Annotated in this window: 15 protein-coding genes and 1 pseudogene; 7 read left to right on the forward strand and 9 right to left on the reverse strand. The window is 59.2% G+C overall.

Features of this window, described 5'->3' with window-relative positions:
• Positions 1-85: 85 nt before the first annotated feature.
• Positions 86-943 (forward strand): class II aldolase/adducin family protein, encoded by an 858-nt coding sequence (locus FQ705_RS32240; RefSeq protein ID WP_313955692.1) that lies wholly within the window; start codon positions 86-88, stop codon positions 941-943.
• A gap of 126 nt (positions 944-1,069) precedes the next feature.
• Here the strand turns inward: FQ705_RS32240 and FQ705_RS32245 are convergent, their stop codons facing one another.
• The 7 genes and pseudogenes from FQ705_RS32245 to FQ705_RS32275 all read right to left on the reverse strand — a co-directional run bounded on the left by FQ705_RS32245 (position 1,070) and on the right by FQ705_RS32275 (position 9,870).
• Complete coding sequence (locus FQ705_RS32245) at positions 1,070-2,101, reverse strand: D-2-hydroxyacid dehydrogenase (RefSeq protein ID WP_144148798.1); 1,032 nt, start codon at positions 2,099-2,101, stop codon at positions 1,070-1,072.
• On the reverse strand, positions 2,098-3,498 hold the full coding sequence (locus FQ705_RS32250) for an MFS transporter (protein WP_260854685.1): 1,401 nt from the start codon (positions 3,496-3,498) through the stop codon (positions 2,098-2,100). The genes FQ705_RS32245 and FQ705_RS32250 overlap by 4 nt, the downstream gene beginning before the upstream one ends.
• 579 nt (positions 3,499-4,077) lie before the next feature.
• The gene (locus tag FQ705_RS32255; RefSeq protein WP_144148800.1) at positions 4,078-4,836 is read right to left on the reverse strand and encodes a GntR family transcriptional regulator; all 759 of its coding nucleotides are present in this window, start codon (positions 4,834-4,836) and stop codon (positions 4,078-4,080) included.
• 290 nt (positions 4,837-5,126) lie between these two features.
• Positions 5,127-5,305 (reverse strand): annotated as a pseudogene (locus FQ705_RS34725) (LysR family transcriptional regulator); the annotation flags it as partial.
• A 678-nt stretch (positions 5,306-5,983) separates the two neighbouring features.
• A complete protein-coding gene (gene mmsB, locus FQ705_RS32265; RefSeq protein ID WP_144148802.1) occupies positions 5,984-6,886 on the reverse strand; it encodes a 3-hydroxyisobutyrate dehydrogenase in 903 nt (300 codons plus the stop codon).
• 27 nt (positions 6,887-6,913) lie between these two features.
• Positions 6,914-8,440 carry a CoA-acylating methylmalonate-semialdehyde dehydrogenase gene (locus FQ705_RS32270; protein WP_144148804.1) on the reverse strand — a complete coding sequence of 509 codons (1,527 nt, stop codon included), beginning with the start codon at positions 8,438-8,440 and terminating at the stop codon, positions 6,914-6,916.
• Positions 8,441-8,523: 83 nt separating this feature from the next.
• A complete protein-coding gene (locus tag FQ705_RS32275; RefSeq protein WP_144148806.1) occupies positions 8,524-9,870 on the reverse strand; it encodes an MFS transporter in 1,347 nt (448 codons plus the stop codon).
• A 123-nt stretch (positions 9,871-9,993) separates the two neighbouring features.
• Between FQ705_RS32275 and FQ705_RS32280 the strand changes: the two genes are divergently transcribed.
• Positions 9,994-10,944: a LysR family transcriptional regulator gene (locus FQ705_RS32280; protein ID WP_144148942.1), complete on the forward strand. Its 951-nt coding sequence runs from the start codon at positions 9,994-9,996 to the stop codon at positions 10,942-10,944.
• 89 nt (positions 10,945-11,033) lie between these two features.
• Here the strand turns inward: FQ705_RS32280 and FQ705_RS32285 are convergent, their stop codons facing one another.
• A complete protein-coding gene (locus FQ705_RS32285) occupies positions 11,034-11,465 on the reverse strand; it encodes a hypothetical protein (RefSeq protein ID WP_144148808.1) in 432 nt (143 codons plus the stop codon).
• A 443-nt stretch (positions 11,466-11,908) separates the two neighbouring features.
• Here FQ705_RS32285 and FQ705_RS32290 point away from each other — a divergent pair, with 443 nt between their 5' ends.
• Positions 11,909-12,430: a PH domain-containing protein gene (locus FQ705_RS32290; RefSeq protein ID WP_144148810.1), complete on the forward strand. Its 522-nt coding sequence runs from the start codon at positions 11,909-11,911 to the stop codon at positions 12,428-12,430.
• A gap of 98 nt (positions 12,431-12,528) precedes the next feature.
• Here the strand turns inward: FQ705_RS32290 and FQ705_RS32295 are convergent, their stop codons facing one another.
• The gene (locus FQ705_RS32295) at positions 12,529-12,918 is read right to left on the reverse strand and encodes a hypothetical protein (RefSeq protein ID WP_144148812.1); all 390 of its coding nucleotides are present in this window, start codon (positions 12,916-12,918) and stop codon (positions 12,529-12,531) included.
• Between the two features lie 486 nt (positions 12,919-13,404).
• On the opposite strand from FQ705_RS32295, the gene FQ705_RS32300 reads away from it, so the two are divergent.
• From FQ705_RS32300 to FQ705_RS32315, 4 genes are all read left to right on the forward strand, one after another.
• A complete protein-coding gene (locus FQ705_RS32300; RefSeq protein ID WP_144148814.1) occupies positions 13,405-14,421 on the forward strand; it encodes an AraC family transcriptional regulator in 1,017 nt (338 codons plus the stop codon).
• A gap of 128 nt (positions 14,422-14,549) precedes the next feature.
• Entirely contained in the window at positions 14,550-15,608 is a 1,059-nt protein-coding gene (locus FQ705_RS32305; RefSeq protein ID WP_144148816.1) for a sugar ABC transporter substrate-binding protein, read from the forward strand.
• Between the two features lie 73 nt (positions 15,609-15,681).
• Positions 15,682-16,485 carry an ATP-binding cassette domain-containing protein gene (locus tag FQ705_RS32310; protein ID WP_144148818.1) on the forward strand — a complete coding sequence of 268 codons (804 nt, stop codon included), beginning with the start codon at positions 15,682-15,684 and terminating at the stop codon, positions 16,483-16,485.
• Between the two features lie 19 nt (positions 16,486-16,504).
• Positions 16,505-17,785, forward strand: coding sequence for a sugar ABC transporter permease (locus tag FQ705_RS32315; protein ID WP_144148820.1), 1,281 nt, complete (start codon positions 16,505-16,507; stop codon positions 17,783-17,785).
• The last annotated feature ends 29 nt before the right edge of the window (positions 17,786-17,814 follow it).

Genomic DNA, 17,814 nt, shown 5'->3' on the forward strand with positions numbered 1-17,814 from the left:
TGACCTGTCTTTGTGCGCTGCTGGTGCACGGAACTATCCATTCCATGAATGGCATGGAGTTTTGCCTTTTATCCGGAGACAAACCATGAATGAGTCGAACGCAGTTGCACATCCGCATGAGCATGCCGAAGCGAGCAACAACAATGGATCGGTACTTGGCATGGCGGCAGAAGGAGAGAACGTTTCTCGCCCAATCCGCGAACTAGTGTCGGAAGTGGAGTGGGAAACGAGGGTAAATCTGGCGGCTGCATACCGATTGATGGTGAAGTACGGAATGACAGACATGATTTACAACCACATCACAGCTCGTCTTCCCGATCGAACTGACGAGTTTCTGATCAATGCATACGGCCTGCACTACAGCGAAATCACCGCCTCTAATTTGCATCGCGTGAATCATGACGGCGAAATCACGATGCGCGGAAACAGTCACTATGGAATCAACTATCCAGGGTTCATCATTCATGGTGCCGTGCATCTGGCTCGTCCCGATGTCAATTGCGTGATACATACGCACACCCGAGCAGGCATTGCTGTATCGGCAATGAGTGTCGGGGTCCTGCCATTGAGCCTGTTCGGCATGCGATTCGCGAAAAATATCGGCTATCACGATTGCGAGGGAACCGTCGTGAAAATGGATGAACGCGAAACTCTTGCGCGAGATTTAGGCGGTCACGACGTGATGATGCTACGCAACCATGGATTGATCGCGTGCGGCCCCACCATTGCACAGGCTTTCAACACACATTACATGTTGGAGACGGCATGCAAGATTCAGGTGGATGCTATGTGTTCCGGTACCGAACTGGTCATGCCGCCGGACGAAGTGGTGCAAGAGACGGCGCGTCTGTTTCAACCAGGCGTGCGGCGCGCCTACGGTGTGATGGAGTGGGAAGCGATGCTTCGCTTGCTGGATCGCGAAGATCCCGCCTATCGGGAGTGAGGGGTCCTCTAACATGTCGCCTGCGGCGTGTCGCCACGCGCGCAAGCGAGTTAAGTGCGTGGCGCTCGTGCCGTTCTTCGGTCGGCAGAAGCGAATTCGCCTACACGAACCGCTTTTTGGAAAACCTTATCTGCGCACGGCTAGATGCTTAAGAGTTAGTCCGCGCACGTACGCACCCAGGTTATCAAAAAATGCGAGTTTTGCCCGCTCTTCGTTACCCTTCGATAGTGCTGCATTGTGTGGCGACATGATTACATTCTGAAGATCCCAAAGGCGGGACGTTTCAGGCAGGGGCTCCTGCGAAAATACATCCAGATAGGCGGCGCGCAACCGGCGCTCAGCCAGAGCATCACATAGCGCTGATTCGTCGATCAGAGCGCCGCGTGCAATATTGATCAACGCACAATCCGGCCGCAATGAATCGAGCAATTTGCGGCTGATCATCCCGCGTGTTTCGCTGGTTGAAGGGCACGCCAGGAAAATCCAGTCGCTGCGCTGCGCGACCAGACGAAGATCGGCGAACGAAGCCTGTTCATCGCAATCCCGACATTGCCGTTGACCGTCACGCGTCAGGGCAATTACCCGCATGCGCAGTGCTTTACATAGTCGCGCGATTTCGTTTCCCACAGCACCTAATCCGACGACAAGCGCAGTCTGACCTTCCAGATCGGCCGGATAGTCGTGTGTGGTCGGCGTGATCCAGTTCCTTTGACTTTTGAACTCGATAAAGCGTGGAAATCCGCGCGAGATCGCCATCATTCCGGCAATGGCAGTGTGTGCTAGCGGTATGCCCGATGCGCCTATTGAAGACGATACGGCGACGCCGTTCGCGATCAGTTCGTCGACCACCTCGAAGTCGCTACCTGAGGAAAACAGGTGGACGAACCGCAACCGACGACTGGCCTTGCAACAATCGAAGAATCGCTGAGCGTGCTGCGACCAATGATTGACGATCGAATCGCTGTACACGTCGCGGGTGAACCAGGCGACCTCGGCGCCGCAATCTGAAACCGGCCTTGTGTCTTCGAGCAATACCGGAACAAGTGTTTTTCCGGCCACTGCAAGGCATTCGGCGATGCGCGACCCATTGCTCTCAAACTGGCGCGCTGACAGCAGGAGTCGTAGCTCGTTGGAAGTTTCGTGCGAGGAGGGTTTCATGCCTGGTCTGTTTGTCCCGCTAACGTCGACGAGATGGCACCCGGGGAAGCGTTGAAATGATCCGATTCGCTTTTTTCAAGCTGCTTGCCGGTGGTTTCGATGCGGCTGAGCCACACAGTGAGTGCCAGCAGGAGCTGCAAGGCAACCACTGAGTACAGCACCATCGTCACGCCGCCGACAGTGAACAGCCACAGCACGAAGAACTGGCATCCGGCTGAGGCGAGACGCCCGGCGGTTCCGCAGACTGCCGATCCGCGCAGACGGTAGGGTGTCGCGAACAGCTCCGGTACATACGCTGCCTGTCCCACCGCGCCCAGAACATAGATGGAAGCGACCAGACAGAATCCGATCGATAAAAGCGCAGACGGAGTGGTGACATGTTGATAAGCCATGCCCAACGCAGCGGTGGTCAGACATGAGGCAATGATCGCGGGTCGTCGGCCCACCCTGTCGCTGATGAGCGCGCCAATCAGACATCCGACGGGCGCTCCCGCTCCCATTACGGTAATCCATGTCAGCGATTTGACGATGTCGAAGCCTTGCGTGACGAAAAAGGTCGGCAGCCAGTTGAGCAATCCGTAGACGCTGTAACCGATCGTGATCAGGATCAGGCAGCCGGTCATCGTCCGGAAGATGACGTCCCTGGAGTACAGGATCGAGATCGACGCGGGAGGCAGCACGACCGGTGCCGCGCGGGAGTAATCCGGCAACGGGACCAGTTTGCCGATTTCGGATTCAATACGGCTCAGGACGGCTTCTGCCTCTGCATGGCGTCCTTGTGATTCGAGCCATCGCGGCGACTCGGGCAGCGACTTGCGCATGATCCAGAGCACCCAGGCCGCCACACCTGCCAGCGCAAATAGCCAACGCCAGCTGACATAGGGAATCACCCAAAGACTGATGAACGACGAAGAGAACGCGGCGAGCCCCGAGAAGAAACACAGTAATGCGAGGAGCTTGCCGCGATACTGCGGAGGAATGAACTCCGAGAGCATTCCATAGGAGATCGCGATTTCCGCGCCCAGACCGAGGCCCATGAAGAAGCGCGTAACGCTCAGCCAGTGCATGTCCGGGACCAGGGCAGCGATCAATGAAGCAAAGCCGAAAATCGCCAGATTGATCTGATAAGAGAAGCGGCGACCATAGCGGTCTCCCAAAATTCCGGCGACTAGCGCGCCGATCGTTAGTCCGGCGAAAGTAAGCGTACCGAATAGTGCATTCAGGTTCAGTGTCGACCAGCCCGCCTTCAATAAAGCACTAGATACTGAACTCCCCAGTGTCAAATCGAAATTATCGAGATAGATGCCTGCGCCGATCAGCCACAGCAGCCGCCAGTGAAAAGGGCTGAGGGGTAACCGGTCCAGCCGGTTGGCGGAATAGACGTGTGGATGAATCAAAGGATTCTCCTACGCATAGGTTAGACGGAAAGGAAAGCAGCTTGCCTGCTCACTTGTCCGTACAATCAACCAAGCTGGACTGACGCGCAATACGGCATAACCCGAAGCTACCTCGCTGGATGCCGTGTCCAGGAGAGGTAAGTGGCCGGCGGCAGGTAGATTTTCGGCGCGAGAGCGACTTGCCCGGAGTAGAGGAGCCCACCGGTCAGGGCGCGCTCGTGGTTGCGCTTTATTCGAATGAAAAATGGGACACCGTTTTCATTCGTCAGGGACCCGCATCGGGGTTCGTTGCACGAAATGGTCGATATGCAAAGCATATGCGGATGTCGGAGGCGGCGCGATGCGCGGCCCGGCCGCGTGAGTAGCTTGCGACAGTGTCTCGAGGATTTTGGTGACAGGAGGCTGACCGCGCCGCACATGGTCGCAAACGACGTGATCCGTGTTACATGAAAGCACGCGCCGTATTACGCCATACAACGGTCGACCGCGAACGGCCGGGGTAGGAGATGGTTCGGGCAAGCGGGCCGGCGATCAGCAATCCACAACGGATACGTGAGCTTAAGGTTGCCGGCGCGCAGATCAGGTTTCCTGAACGCGCACCCGCATGCTGTATTCAAATTTGTCTGAAGGGTGCAGCGTTCGCGAAACTTCGATCAGGTTGCCGTTTCGACCAAAATAGCGACGCTCGATGCACATCACAGCTTCGCCAACAGCGATGCTCAGCGCTGCCGCGTGAACCGCATCGACTTTGGCGATCTGGATGTTCTGAAGTATTTCTGTTACCGACTCGCCCATTTTGCGTTCGATTAATGAAAATATCGTTTCGCGCGACGCGTCGAGTTCATCGAGGACGTGCCCATAGACATAGGGCAAGAGAATGGTTGAACTGGCGATCGGGTCGTCGGTTTCAGGCTCGCGGCGAATTGTCTGGACTTGCCACCATACTTCTCCTTCCTTACGCCCTAGCCACTCTGACTGCGCGGGGTTCAGTCGGATCTCCTCACGGCTTATAACGTGAACCTTGGTATTCGCAGCGTATTGCAGCAAGTGTTGCAGGGAATCGAATGTGTATCCAAAGCGATGGAACGGCGCGGCAGCGCATACCAAGCTTCGCACGCCCTGACCGCCGGTGATAAGACCAAGCGTGCGCAAGTGTCGCAGCGCTGCACGAACTGTCTGCCGGCTGACGGCCAAGGAAAGTGCAAGTTCAGGTTCGGATGGAAGCTGCGCGCCGATAGGATATTTTCCGGAAACGATGTCATGCATCAGGCTACGGGCAACTACTGCGTGTTTCGTATTGCCGGAGATGACCGATGGGACTTCTTGGCTAGCGCTCATGTGACTTCACCTGGGGCATCGGTCGGGTGCTCATTGGGTCGGAATTTCCTGATTGTACTGTTAATTTGCACGGCCCCGCTGCGGATAGAAGGAGGGGGCAGTTAGTGGGTCCTTCGTCGCGATACTAGTGGGCGCTTCAGCAAACCAAAACCAAGGCAGCAGCGACCGAGAATAGTCGCCCGATTACGTCAGTTAGATTTCAGCAAGGCAACCGTTCGTAGTAGCGTGTAGTTCCCGCTAAAACGAGCTAACGGTGGAAAGCTCAACTCCTGCGCGAATGTCAGATCCCGCCACAAAACAAGTATGTGTCGCGTGGAGCTCTCAACGTACCCCGCATGATGTGCATGCCGAGCCGATGCCACAGCACCGGGCGCATGACAATGCGGGTGCAGGGCAATGGCGTTGTGCTGATAGGCAGGAGCGCTACACCGTAACCTGCTGCGACCAGGCTCCTGATCGCATCGTCGTGAGTGGAGGAGCCCCCCGTCAGTCAGGGTGAGCTCGCTGTTGCGCTTTGTTCCAATGAAAAACGGGACACCGTTTTCATTCGTCAGGGACCCGCATCAGGGATCGTCGCACGAAATGGTTGACTGCAAAGCATGCGGTTTGGGCGACGAAACTGATGCCTTGGGCTATTTGTGGCCAGGTGTACGCAACGCACTAGCGTCGAGAAACTGGTGTGGCAACGCGACCTGGCGGAACTCCGGCGCAACACGTGCGTGCGCCGGCGTGCACGCCGCCGCTTCGGGAGGCCGCCACCGCGCTATAGTTTTCTGCGACGATCACCAGACGCCCGGGCTAGCTGCATTGCTCGATGAGCATGGATTCATCCAGCGGCTTGATGATTTTGGCACGGGTAGGATGGCATCGCTCGCCGAATCATCGTCGAGCAGCTTCGCTTGGCCGTGCTCGAATGTGTAGTGACATTCGTCAAGTTCGACCGGGACCTTACCGCACAACAGCCGCCTATACACGGGGCCATTCTGTGTAGCAATTGCGCTGGCCTGCTCGGTATCGATCGCATCGCAAGGATGGACGATCGTCAGGGTTAGGGATGCCGCGCTGTTGATGTCCACCCAAGAGTTAACTGACCCACCTGGCGTGCGGCGACAACCTGACACTGGGATTGTCGCCGCATATTCGTGCCTTAACTCACGTTTGCCAGTGCTTCCAGCTGATACAGTTTGATGACCGCAGAGAAATCGAGCCGACCGTTTCCGTTCTGGCTCGACGTCTGATACAGCTTCTGCGCAGTCTCACCCATGAAGACAGGTTGCGAAACCGAGCGGGCCGCATCGGTTGCGAGACCCAGATCCTTCAGCATCAGATCGGTGCCAAAGCCGCCGGCGTATCCCTTCGATGCCGGAGCGGTGTCAATCACTCCCGGGTACGGGTTGTATGTATCGGAGCTCCAGCAACGTCCAGTGGACGTGTTCATGATTCCGCCCAGCGTTTTCGGATCGATGCCGAGAGCGACACCTAGTGCCATCGCTTCGGATACCCCCGCCATCGTGATACCGAGTACCAGGTTGTTGCAGATCTTGGCAACCTGGCCCGTTCCCACGTCGCCGCAATGAACGATGTTCTTGCCCATTGCTTCGAGAACCGGCCGCACCTTTGCTACGACGGCTGAATTTCCGCCGACCATGAACGTCAGCGTTCCCGCTGCCGCTCCACCTGTGCCGCCGGAAACCGGCGCATCGACGAAGGTATTGCCCCTGGCGTTCGCCAGCGACGCAAACTCTCTGACACTGGCCGGATCGATCGTGCTGGAGTCAATGATCGTCACGCCCGGTTGGATGCCTGCAAGGACGCCCTCGGGCCCCTCAAGCACGCTGCGCACATGTGCCGACGCAGGCAGCATCGTGATGACGCATTCGGCGTCGCTCACTGCGGCACGCGGCGACGAAGCGCTTTTCGCTCCCGCATCCGTCATCAGTTGCACCGCCCGCTGGCTGAGGTCATAGACCGTCACCGAGTGACCTGATTTGAGCAAATTGTGGGCCATCGGCGAGCCCATGTTACCCAGCCCGATAAACGCGATCTTCATGAAGTAGTCCCCCCGCGTAGACGTAAATCAGCGCAGGCTGATGGTTGTGTTGACGCCGTCGTTTACTGTCGCATCATCGAACCAGCGTGCGGTGACCGTCTTGGTCTGCGTATAGAACTGCACGACCTGCTTCCCGTAGGGCCCCAGGTCGCCAAGCTTCGAACCGCGTGAGCCAGTGAAGCTGAAGTAGGGAACCGGAACCGGAATCGGAATGTTGATGCCAACCTGGCCGACGTCGATTTCGCTCTGGAACTTGCGCGCGGCAGCGCCGCTTTGCGTGAAGAGTCCAACACCGTTGCCGAACGGATTGCTGTTCACCAGTGCGATGGCCTCGTCGAGCGTGGCGACCTGCAGCACAACGAGTACCGGTCCGAAGATTTCTGTCGTGTAGATCGACATATCGGTGGTGACGTCGGTGAAAATCGTCGGGCCGATGAAGTTGCCTTTCTCATATCCCTTCACGACCACGTCGCGGCCATCGAGCGCAAGCGTCGCGCCCTCCTTCACACCTGCTTCGATCAGACCGAGCACGCGCTGCTTGGCCGCCCGGGAGACCACCGGTCCAATGTCCGTGTTGGGCTCGTTGCCAGCATTGACCGTGAGCGTCTTCGCCTTCTCCACGAGGTCCGGCAACCATTCAGAGGCCGAGCCGACAAGCACGACGACCGAGGTCGCCATGCAACGTTGCCCGGCCGCGCCGAAGCCCGCACCGGCCAGCGCGTTCAGCGTCTGTTCGCGATTGGCATCCGGCAATACCACTGCGTGATTCTTCGCGCCCATCATCGACTGCACACGTTTGCCGTGCTCGCTGCCCAGTTGATAGACATGGGTGCCGACAGCAGTCGATCCGACGAACGAGATCGCCTTGATGTGTTCATGCGTGCAGATCGCGTCCACTACTTCCTTGCCGCCGTGGACGACGTTCAGCACACCCTTCGGTACGCCTGCCTGCAGTGCCAGATCCACCAGCATCATGGTCGACAGCGGGTCCTGTTCCGAAGGCTTCAGCACGAACGTGTTCCCGCAAACGATGGCCATCGGGAACATCCACAGCGGGATCATCGCCGGAAAATTGAAAGGAGTAATGCCGGCGCACACGCCGATCGGCTGACGCAGCGTGTATGTATCCACGCTGCCGGCCACGTTCTCGGAAAACTCGCCTTGTTGGAGAGTGCCGATCGATGCCGCGTGTTCAACCACTTCGAGACCGCGAAACACATCGCCTTCAGCGTCGGCGACGGTCTTGCCCTGTTCCGCGCTCAGCGTCTTTGCGATGGTCGACATGTTCTCGCGAATCAACGCCTGGAGCTTCAGCATGATGCGCATGCGGGCACCGATCGGCGTGGTCTTCCACTTGGCAAACGCCGCGTGTGCAGCCTGTGTGGCGGCGTCGACTTCTGCAACAGTAGCGAAAGGTACGTGGGCCAACACTTCCTGAGTGGCAGGATTGATGACTTCGCGCCACTCGGTCGTTTGTGAATCGACATACTCGCCGTTGATCAGAAGCTTGACCTTTGCGATCGCGGCGTTGGACTCTTTGGTAACAGCATTCATGTTCTACTCTCTATGGCTGGGCAATAAAAATGAGTAAGGATCAGCATTTATTTGATCCGGCGACTGCAAAGGCGGGATAGACGTTATCGAGGTTGCGCCACGATTGCGGTTTCGACGGCGGCCTCTCCGGTTCGCATGAAGAATGTGCAGACCAGCGCAATCACGCCCAGGGCGAGCATGTAGCCCACTACGTAGCGAGGACTGCCTCCTGCAGTTGCCAGCAGGGCAGTGGCGATCATCGGAGCGATGCCGCCTCCGAGTACACCGGCAATCTGGACCGACACGGAAATGCCGCTATAGCGGACTTCGGCGGGAAATTGCGACGCGAAGAGTTGCGACTCGGGTGCATAAAGGATCGGAAACACGACGCCGACGCCAAGAACCATTGCCCACCAGACGGTCACGGGATCGCGCGTCGCAAGCATGGCGAAGAACGGCGACGCGAACAGGCACATGACCAGCAGACCGATGATGAACAAACGCTTCTGGCCGATCTTGTCGCTGATATAGCCAGCAAGGGGCATTGTCACGAGCGACACCGCCGCGCCTGCGGTTATCGCATGAAGGATTTGCGCCTTCGGGATTTTCAGTTGATTGGCGGCGTAGGCGAGGGCGAACGCGACGACCAGGTAGAACCATGTGTTCTCGGCGGTGCGGGCGCCAATAATGAGCAGCAGTGCGCGAGGGTGCGCGCGCATGACGGCAAGAACCGGGGCCTTTACTGATTCCCCTTCACGTTTCATGCGTTCGAAGTCGGGCGATTCAGGAACGCGCGTGCGGATCAACCAACCCACCACCAGCAATATGAAGCTCGCGAGGAATGGAAGTCGCCATCCCCATGAGAGTAAGTCTGCCTCAGGCAGCACGGCGACTGCGGACATGGCGAGTGTGGACAGGATCAGGCCGAAGCCGACGCCGGTCTGCGGCAGACTGCCAAAGAAGCCTTTCATACCCTCGGGCGCGTGTTCGACGGCCATCAGCACTGCGCCGCCCCATTCGCCGCCTACAGCCATGCCCTGCAGAAAGCGCATCGCCACCAGCGTGCCAGCAGCCCAATAACCAATGCTTTGATAGGAAGGAATCAGTCCAATGGCCATGCTTGGCAAGCCCATCATCAGCAGCGTCGCCATCAGCATCGACTTGCGACCGAGCCGGTCTCCGAAGTGGCCAAAGATGATGCCGCCCAGAGGACGCCCGATGAAACCCACACCGTATGTCGCGAAGGCGGCCAGTGTCCCGAGAACAGGGTCGAGCGTTGGGAAAAAAACCTTGTTGAAGAGCAGGGCGGCTGCCGTGCCATACAGGAAGAAGTCGTACCACTCGATCGTGGTGCCCGCCATACTCGCCCAGCCTGCAAGTATGTAATCGCGAGCGGTTTTCGGTGGGGCTGTTCTGGCTGCTGCATTCGCGCCGATATTGCGGGTGTCCATTCTGTCTCCGTCTTTGTGTCTGTCGCTGCAGATCTTCATGCCCGAGCTATGTTCCGTACGGGCGTGCGAACGAGTATAGTTCTTCGAATATCCACGATGAATGGACATAAAAGCCCAACCGTTATGCAAAAAAGCACAACACCGCAGGAGGCGATCAATTGGGACAATTTGCGGTACTTCCTTGCCGTCGCTCGAACGCAGTCGGCAAGCGCGGCGGCGAAGCGGCTTGAGGTAGATCACACTACGGTGGCACGCCGGATTCGCGAACTGGAGGCGTCGCTGGGTACGGTGCTCTTTGAAAAGTCCAGGTCCGGCGGGTTCTCGTTAACTTCGGAAGGTCAGCGGTTGCTTTCGTACGCAGACTTGATGGAGACCACCATCCAGTCTGCCAGCGAGCAGTTCAACGGTGGAGCGAATACCCTTGCCGGCCACGTCCGGATCGGGTCGACCGAGGGTTTTGGCTCATTTTTTCTGGCGCCCCAACTCGCTCATTTTTCGACGCTGCATCCGGAGATTTCGATCGATCTGCTACCCGTCCCTCACTTTGTCAGTCTTTCGAAGCGGGAAGCGGATATCGCCATCCTGCTCGAACGGCCGGAACGGGGACAGTACGTACACACGAAGCTTTGCGATTATCAACTTCGGCTGTACGGCACCTCGGCGTATCTTGAGTCACACGAGCCTATGCGGAAGGTGGCCGATACACGCGGCCACACGTTTCTGAATTACGTCACGGATCTTGTATTCAGTCCGGAGTTGCTCTATCTGGATCGTGCAATCCCGAACGCGAAGGCGAGCTTCTGTACGACAAGTATCGTTGCGCAATATCACGCAGCGCTGGAGGGTACCGCCCTCGCCATTCTTCCCTGCTTCATGGCACAGACCGACTCGCGTCTGCTCGCCGTTCTTCCAGATGAAATTTTCATCACCCGTCATTTCTGGCTGTGCTGCCGCGAAGATCTTCGCAAGTTGAAGCGTATTGCCGTGTTGTGGGATTACCTGCGAGAGGCGGCAGAACTTAATCGCCCGTTGTTGATGGGGGAGGGGAAGAAGATGATATTTTCCGGTGGCTAGGGATACATGTGGCAGGGGCGGATACGCAAAAACTTTAGGTGGGAAAACATCACAGCCAGGTCTTGCCAAGTATTTGCAGCGGCGTCTCGTTAGCCGCTGACTTTCAGCAGCCTGCCTGATATCGATCTGCACGTCAGGCGACTCTGACGCCAGACGCCGGGTACCCATTTAATACTGGGCTTCGTTTTTCCTGGAGACCTTCGAACCGATTTGCCGATCAGCGCATGCACCATTTGTGAGACCGCATCCGACGCAGGCAGTTGACTCGACTCGCCGCACACTTTCAGTTGTTTCGGGATCACGAGAGACTCGTGCGTTAGCAGATTGATCGCCATCTTGCTCAATGCTGGCCTCTGCGACGACCAAAGCATCGAGCGGACCGATAAAAAAAACAGATGCTCGATCTGGTTGTCTAAACGGGAAAATAGGCGTGGGGTCCGCGCGTCCTCGTCGTCCTCGAACTCTTGCCCATCGTCACGTAGACCAACTTCGGCACGCCATCGACGAAATATCGCTTCCATGCAGTAGTTCATGGATGACTGAGGTGCTGCGGACTCGACCGCCAGCGGACACCTGAAGGGGCGTTTACTTGACTTCGGGCTGAGAAAAGACCAGTTGGTTGCCCAAGGTGAATTGAGCAGGTGTTCGGCGGACTTAAGGTACGCGGACTTCGCGCTGCAACTCCCCGAAACCCAATACTGGCGCCGATAGCGGGTGCGGACTTATTTGTGTCTCGACAATAGGATGCCTTGCGAACCCACGCGTCAAGCCGGGAAGGGCCGCTGGCGGCCGTGAGGCAACGGCCGCTTAATTCCGCCGTCGCCCGGTCGGCACGGCTCGTAAGGGCTATACTGGTATGCGGCTGAGTCGGCGTGCGTGTCGATTCACTGGCGCTCAAACGGATCATGCAGCGCCGCCGCTTTCGACGGACCGATGGTCCGCGGGTTAAAAAAAGGCACGTGCGATGGCCAATCAGTTTATTTTCAGCGGCTCTCCGTCGCAGGCTTGCAACCTTCCAGCGCTCCTGAAGGGGGGCGCGGTCATGGCAGTGATTGCCGCTATCCATGTCTGCGCGTCGAGCTCTTTCCCGTTTCAGTGGCATGTGCTGCTTGCACAGGCCTGTGCGGTCTTGATCGGGGCCAGTTGGCCGTTCGTCAAGACGGCGTTCACTCGAATCGTCATCGACACCGCGCGGATTACCTGGACGCAAGGCATTTTGCATCGCCGCACTTCGGTTCTCGAGATTTCCCGGATTCAGTCAGTCACGTCGATCCACCCATGGTGGCAGCGCGCGTTCGGCGTGGGCTCGATCATACTGACCACCAACGATGCAACTCGTCCCGTGAGGCGTTTGCCGGGCATCAGGAACGCTGACCAGGTCTGCCGGAAGCTTGCCGAGGCCGTTGCCGTGTACCAGGAACGGGTGACTCCTGCTACGACGTACGATCCGAATGCCGCCGGTTACTCGCAAGCGCGGAGTGTTTGAACGGGCGGTGCTGGTTCGCAAACGACGGGTCTTGCCGACCGTTATTTTCTCCAGAACGGCTGCTCAGGTGGACAGTCCGCAGAAGATACGTCTGGCGTTCAATTACCCTTTCGCAAAGCATTGTTTGCCTGCCACTTGAGGCGCGCGCAGTCGCTCCTGACACGCGCGGCGTACTCCTTCGGGTTCCCGGCTTGCATGGCGCGAAGTTGCGTCGTCTGGGCGACCTCACTGTGCCATCCACGCTTCCACCACACATCGAAATCAGTGGACGCGCGTAACGTCGCCTTGAATTTCAGTCTGTAGTTCTCGATGCGCTCGGCCGATACTCCGCAAAACTCATGGGCGAAGTGTGCTCTCTGGCCCGCCGCCTTTGCGTTTGCGTTGTCGATGCCCTCGCGCGCGCCGGCTGGAGCCGTAAAAAAGGCGCAAAAAGCGAGCGTCGCAACCAACCTGCTTCGGCCGCGCGATGAATAGCCATGTCGCTCCATATTCCCCCTTGGTACATCGACTTGTGGCCGCGCCCGTCGGTTAGCCATCGGACGGTCTGGCATCGGAACGCGATTGCGCGGTGCTAATGAGGTGTTGCGACAGATTCGGGCGGCGCTATTACGCCGACTATCGATGTCTGTCATTAACAGGAACGAGACAGACACAGTCAATGATGTGGTCCGGAAGAAGCGGTTTTCGCATCCGTATTTTTACGTGTGGCATTGCGAAGCCAGCCGGGTGTCCGACTTTCACTATGGACGATGAACGCGTCCGGACCAAGGTCGATTTTCTTGAACCGCACCTGGTGCGTCGCACAAATTTTGACCAATAACCCCTTACGCATTAACCCTCATGCAAATAAGTATTAGTTTGCGGTCGCAATTTCAGTAGTGGATCGCACTCGAAAAGTTTAATTTTCGGTTATGGCTGCCGCATTGCAGACGACGCGAGCGGCCTTAAAACGAAGGGGACTTGGGAGGCGGTCGATGCACACGGTTTCAGGCGGCAAGGCGTGTCAATGCGCAACGTGTGGCGACTGCCGCGCGGCACGCACGGACGCGCGCCGCGCCAACCTCGCCGAGCCGGATCTCGAGCTGGTCGCCGTGCCGCGCGATGAATCGTGCAAGGTCTGGTCGCACGGCTATCCCTATCGCACGGTGCGTTGGCACTTCCATCCCGAGTATGAAATCCAGCTCATCACGTCGACCACGGGTAAATACTTTGTGGGCGATCACATCGGCGATTTCGCGCCCGGCAATCTCGTGATGACCGGACCGAACCTGCCGCACAACTGGGTCAGCCATGTGCCGCAAGGCGGCCGTGTGGACGAGCGCTGTCTGATCGTGCAATTCGACGCCGACTTCGTGGTGCGTGCCATCAAGGCATTGCCCGAACTCAAGCGCGTGGAGTCGCTGCTCAATGCAGCGTGCTGGGGCGTGCTGTTCACGCCGGAAACGGGCGCAGCGGCTGAGCCGATCATGCGCGAGATGCTGAACGCGCATGGCCTGCGCCGCATCACCCTGTTCCTGGCTTTGCTCGACCTGCTGGTGCAGAGCATGGGGCCGGTAAAGCTGGCCAGCGCCGCCTATCGTGCAGACCCCGCGCGCTACGCCGAGACACGTATCAATCACGTGCTGTCGTATATCGGCAGGAACCTTTCGCAAGAGCTGCGCGAATCGGAACTGGCCGAACTCGCGGGACAAAGCGCAAGCGCCTTCTCGCGATATTTTCGCCGACATACCGGTGTGCCTTTCGTGCAATACGTGAACCGTCTGCGTATCAATCTCGCGTGCCAGTTGCTGATGTCGGGCGAACTGACTATTACGGATATCTGCTATCAGGTCGGTTTCAGCAATCTGTCGAATTTCAATCGGCAGTTTCTGTCGCTGAAGAACATGTCGCCATCGCGATGGCGTGCGTATCAGCAACTCAATGCGGCGAGTGCGGACGAGTCGTCCGATGCCGGGCGAGTCACGAGTGCGCTTTGTCATTCAGGTGCATGACGAGAGCAACGACGAGAGCACTAAACGGGCTACCGCACCCCGCACCGAAAACTTCAGGAAGAAGCTTCACCCGCGTCCCAACCACGGCACCACGTGCGCCGGAAATTTTCTAAAAACGGAGACATAAGATGACCAGACTTTCCAACCACCTGATCGGCGCCAGCCTGCTGAGCGTGGGATTGATCAGCGGCACCGCGGCACTGGCCGCACCGAGCGGCACGGTCGCTTTTCTGATGCCAGACCAGGCGTCGACGCGCTACGAACAGCATGACTTCCCCGGCTTCAAGGCCGAAATGACCAAGCTGTGTCCCGACTGCAAGGTGCTCTATCAGAACGCCAATGCGGACGTCTCGACGCAACAGCAGCAATTCAACTCGGTGATCGCGCAAGGCGCCAAGGTGATCGTGCTCGATCCGGTGGATTCGACGGCGGCTGCCTCGCTGGTGCATATGGCGCAAAACCAGGGCATCAAGGTCATCGCTTATGACCGCCCGGTGCCCTCGACGCCCGCCAACTACTACGTCTCGTTCGACAACGAAGGCATCGGCAAGGCCATCGCGCAGTCGCTCGTCGCGCATCTGAAGGAAAGCAATGTGCCGACCAGCAAGGGCGGCGTGCTCGAAGTCAACGGTTCGCCGACCGATGCGGCAGCAGGGCTGATCAAGAAGGGCATTCACGCCGGCCTGCAGGGTAGCGGCTACAAGACGCTGGCCGAATACGACACGCCGGACTGGGCGCCGCCGAAAGCGCAGCAATGGGTGAGCGGCCAGATCACGCGCTTCGGCTCGCAGATCGTCGGCGTGGTGGCCGCGAACGACGGCACGGGCGGCGGCGCGGTCGCCGCGTTCAAGGCAGCGGGTGTCAATCCGGTGCCGCCGGTGACCGGCAATGACGCCACGCTCGCGGGTCTGCAACTCATCATCGCCGGCGACGAATACAACACGATCCTGAAGCCGAGTGAAATCGTCGCGGCTGCGGCGGCGAAGGTGGCCGTCGGCTTCCTGAGCGGCCAGACGCCGAAGGCTGAAACGACGCTCTTCAATACGCCGTCGCAACTGTTCAAGCCGGCCGTGATTACGGCGAAGAACATCAAGGCGGAAGTGGTCGACAAGGGCTTCGCGAGCTCGAAGGATCTGTGCACCGACCGTTACGCGGAAGGCTGCAAGAAGCTGGGCATCACGAACTGATCCGGCGCAATCCCGGACGACGGAATCCGGCCCGCGCCGGATTCCCGCTAATTTTTAACGAGGTATCCGTCTCATGACTGACAACTCCACAACACGGTCCAGGCCAGGCGAACTCGTGCTGAGCCTGCGCGGCGTCTCAAAGCACTTCGGAGCAGTCTCGGCCCTGACGGACATCGAGCTCGACGTGCACGCCGGTGAAGTAGTCGCCCTGGTGGGCGATAACGGCGCCGGCAAATCGACCCTCGTGAAGGTGCTCGCCGGGGTTCATCAACCGAGCTCGGGCACGATCACGTTCCGCGGCAAGGAGGTCGCCTTGTCCGATCCGGGCACGGCGCTCGACCTCGGCATCGCCACGGTGTTCCAGGACCTGGCGCTCTGCGAAAACCTCGACGTCGTCGCGAACATCTATCTCGGCCGCGAACTGGGCCCGATGCGCCTCGACGAAGTCGCGATGGAGGTGAAGGCCTGGACGCTCCTCAACGAGCTGTCGGCCCGCATCCCAAGCGTGCGCGACGTGGTCGCTTCGCTCTCGGGCGGCCAGCGCCAGACCGTGGCGATCGCCCGCTCGCTGCTGCTCGACCCGAAGCTGATCATGCTCGACGAGCCGACCGCGGCGCTCGGCGTCGCGCAGACCGCCGAAGTGCTGAACCTGATCGAGCGGGTGCGCGACCGCGGCCACGCGGTGATCATGATCAGCCACAACATGGAGGACGTGCGCGCCGTCGCCGATCGCATCGTCGTACTGCGGCTCGGCCGCAACAACGGTGTCTTCTATCCCGACTCCTCGAATCAGGAACTGGTGGCCGCGATCACCGGCGCCACCGAGAACGCCGTGTCGCGTCGCGCCGGCCGTCGCCAGGCCGAGCAGGGCGTTTAGACCACCTCAAGGAAAGATCATGAGTAACGATATTCAAGGGGCGCCGCAGCCTGCGCCACAAGGTGCTCCGCAGCCCACGCTGCTCGATCGCAGCGACGTGCGCGTCAAGCACGCCACCGGCGTCGGCGGCACGGTCTCGGCATTCGTCGACCGGGTGCGCTCGGGCGATCTGGGATCGCTGCCGGTGGTGGCGGGTCTCGTCATCATCTGGACCGTGTTCACGAGCCTGAACCCGGTGTTTCTCTCCGCCGACAATCTGGTGAACCTGCTGTTCGATTGCTCGACAGTGGGTGTCATTTCGCTCGGCATCGTCTGCGTGCTGATGGTGGGGCAGATCGATCTGTCGGTCGGCTCGATGAGCGGCTTCGCCTCGGCGCTGCTCGGCATGCTGTGGGTCAATCACGGCTGGCCAGTGCTGCTGGCGATCGTCGCGGCCATCGTGGTGGGCGCGGTGGTCGGTGCGCTGTACGCGTTGCTGCTGAACCGGCTCGGCATGCCCAGCTTCGTCGCGACGCTGGCCGGCCTGCTCGCGATCCTCGGCATGCAGTTGTACGTGCTCGGCGCGACCGGCTCGATCAACCTGCCCTACGATTCGGCGCTGGTGAATCTCGGCCAGCTCATCATCATTCCCGCGGTGATCTCCTATCTGCTCGCGCTGGTGCCAGGCGGCGTGATGCTGGTGCTCGGCATGCGCACCAGTGCGCGTCGTCGCGCGGTCAATCTCTCCGCGCCTTCGATGAGCAGTCTGCTGGCGCGCGCGCTCGCCATCACCGTGTTGCTGGAGGCCGTGGTGGCCTACCTGAACATGGGCCGTGGCGTACCGCTGATGTTCGGCATCTTCCTCGGTCTCGCGGTGGCGATGGACTATGCGCTCAAGAGAACGCGCTGGGGCCGCTCGATGCACGCGGTCGGCGGCAATCACGAGGCGGCACGACGCGCGGGTATCAAAGTCAACGCGATCTATACCAGTGCCTTCGTGCTGTGCGCGAGTCTCGCGGCGCTCGGCGGCGTGCTGACGGCGGCGCGCCTTGCGTCGGCCAGTCAACAGGCCGGCACGGGCGACGTCAACCTGAACGCCATCGCGGCGGCCGTGATCGGCGGCACGAGTCTGTTCGGCGGACGCGGCAGTGCGTATTCGGCGGTGCTGGGCATCATCGTGATCCAGTCGATCGCAAGCGGGCTGACGCTGTTGAATCTGTCGTCGTCGCTGCGCTTCATGATCACCGGCGCGGTGCTGGCGATTGCGGTGATCGTCGATTCGCTCGCTCGTCAGTCGCGGGTTTCGCACGGCCGCGCATAAGCTTAATTCAAGGAATCGTGGAGCAATCA

This window comes from Paraburkholderia sp. BCC1884 (genome assembly GCF_900996225.1).
GTDB lineage: Bacteria > Pseudomonadota > Gammaproteobacteria > Burkholderiales > Burkholderiaceae > Paraburkholderia.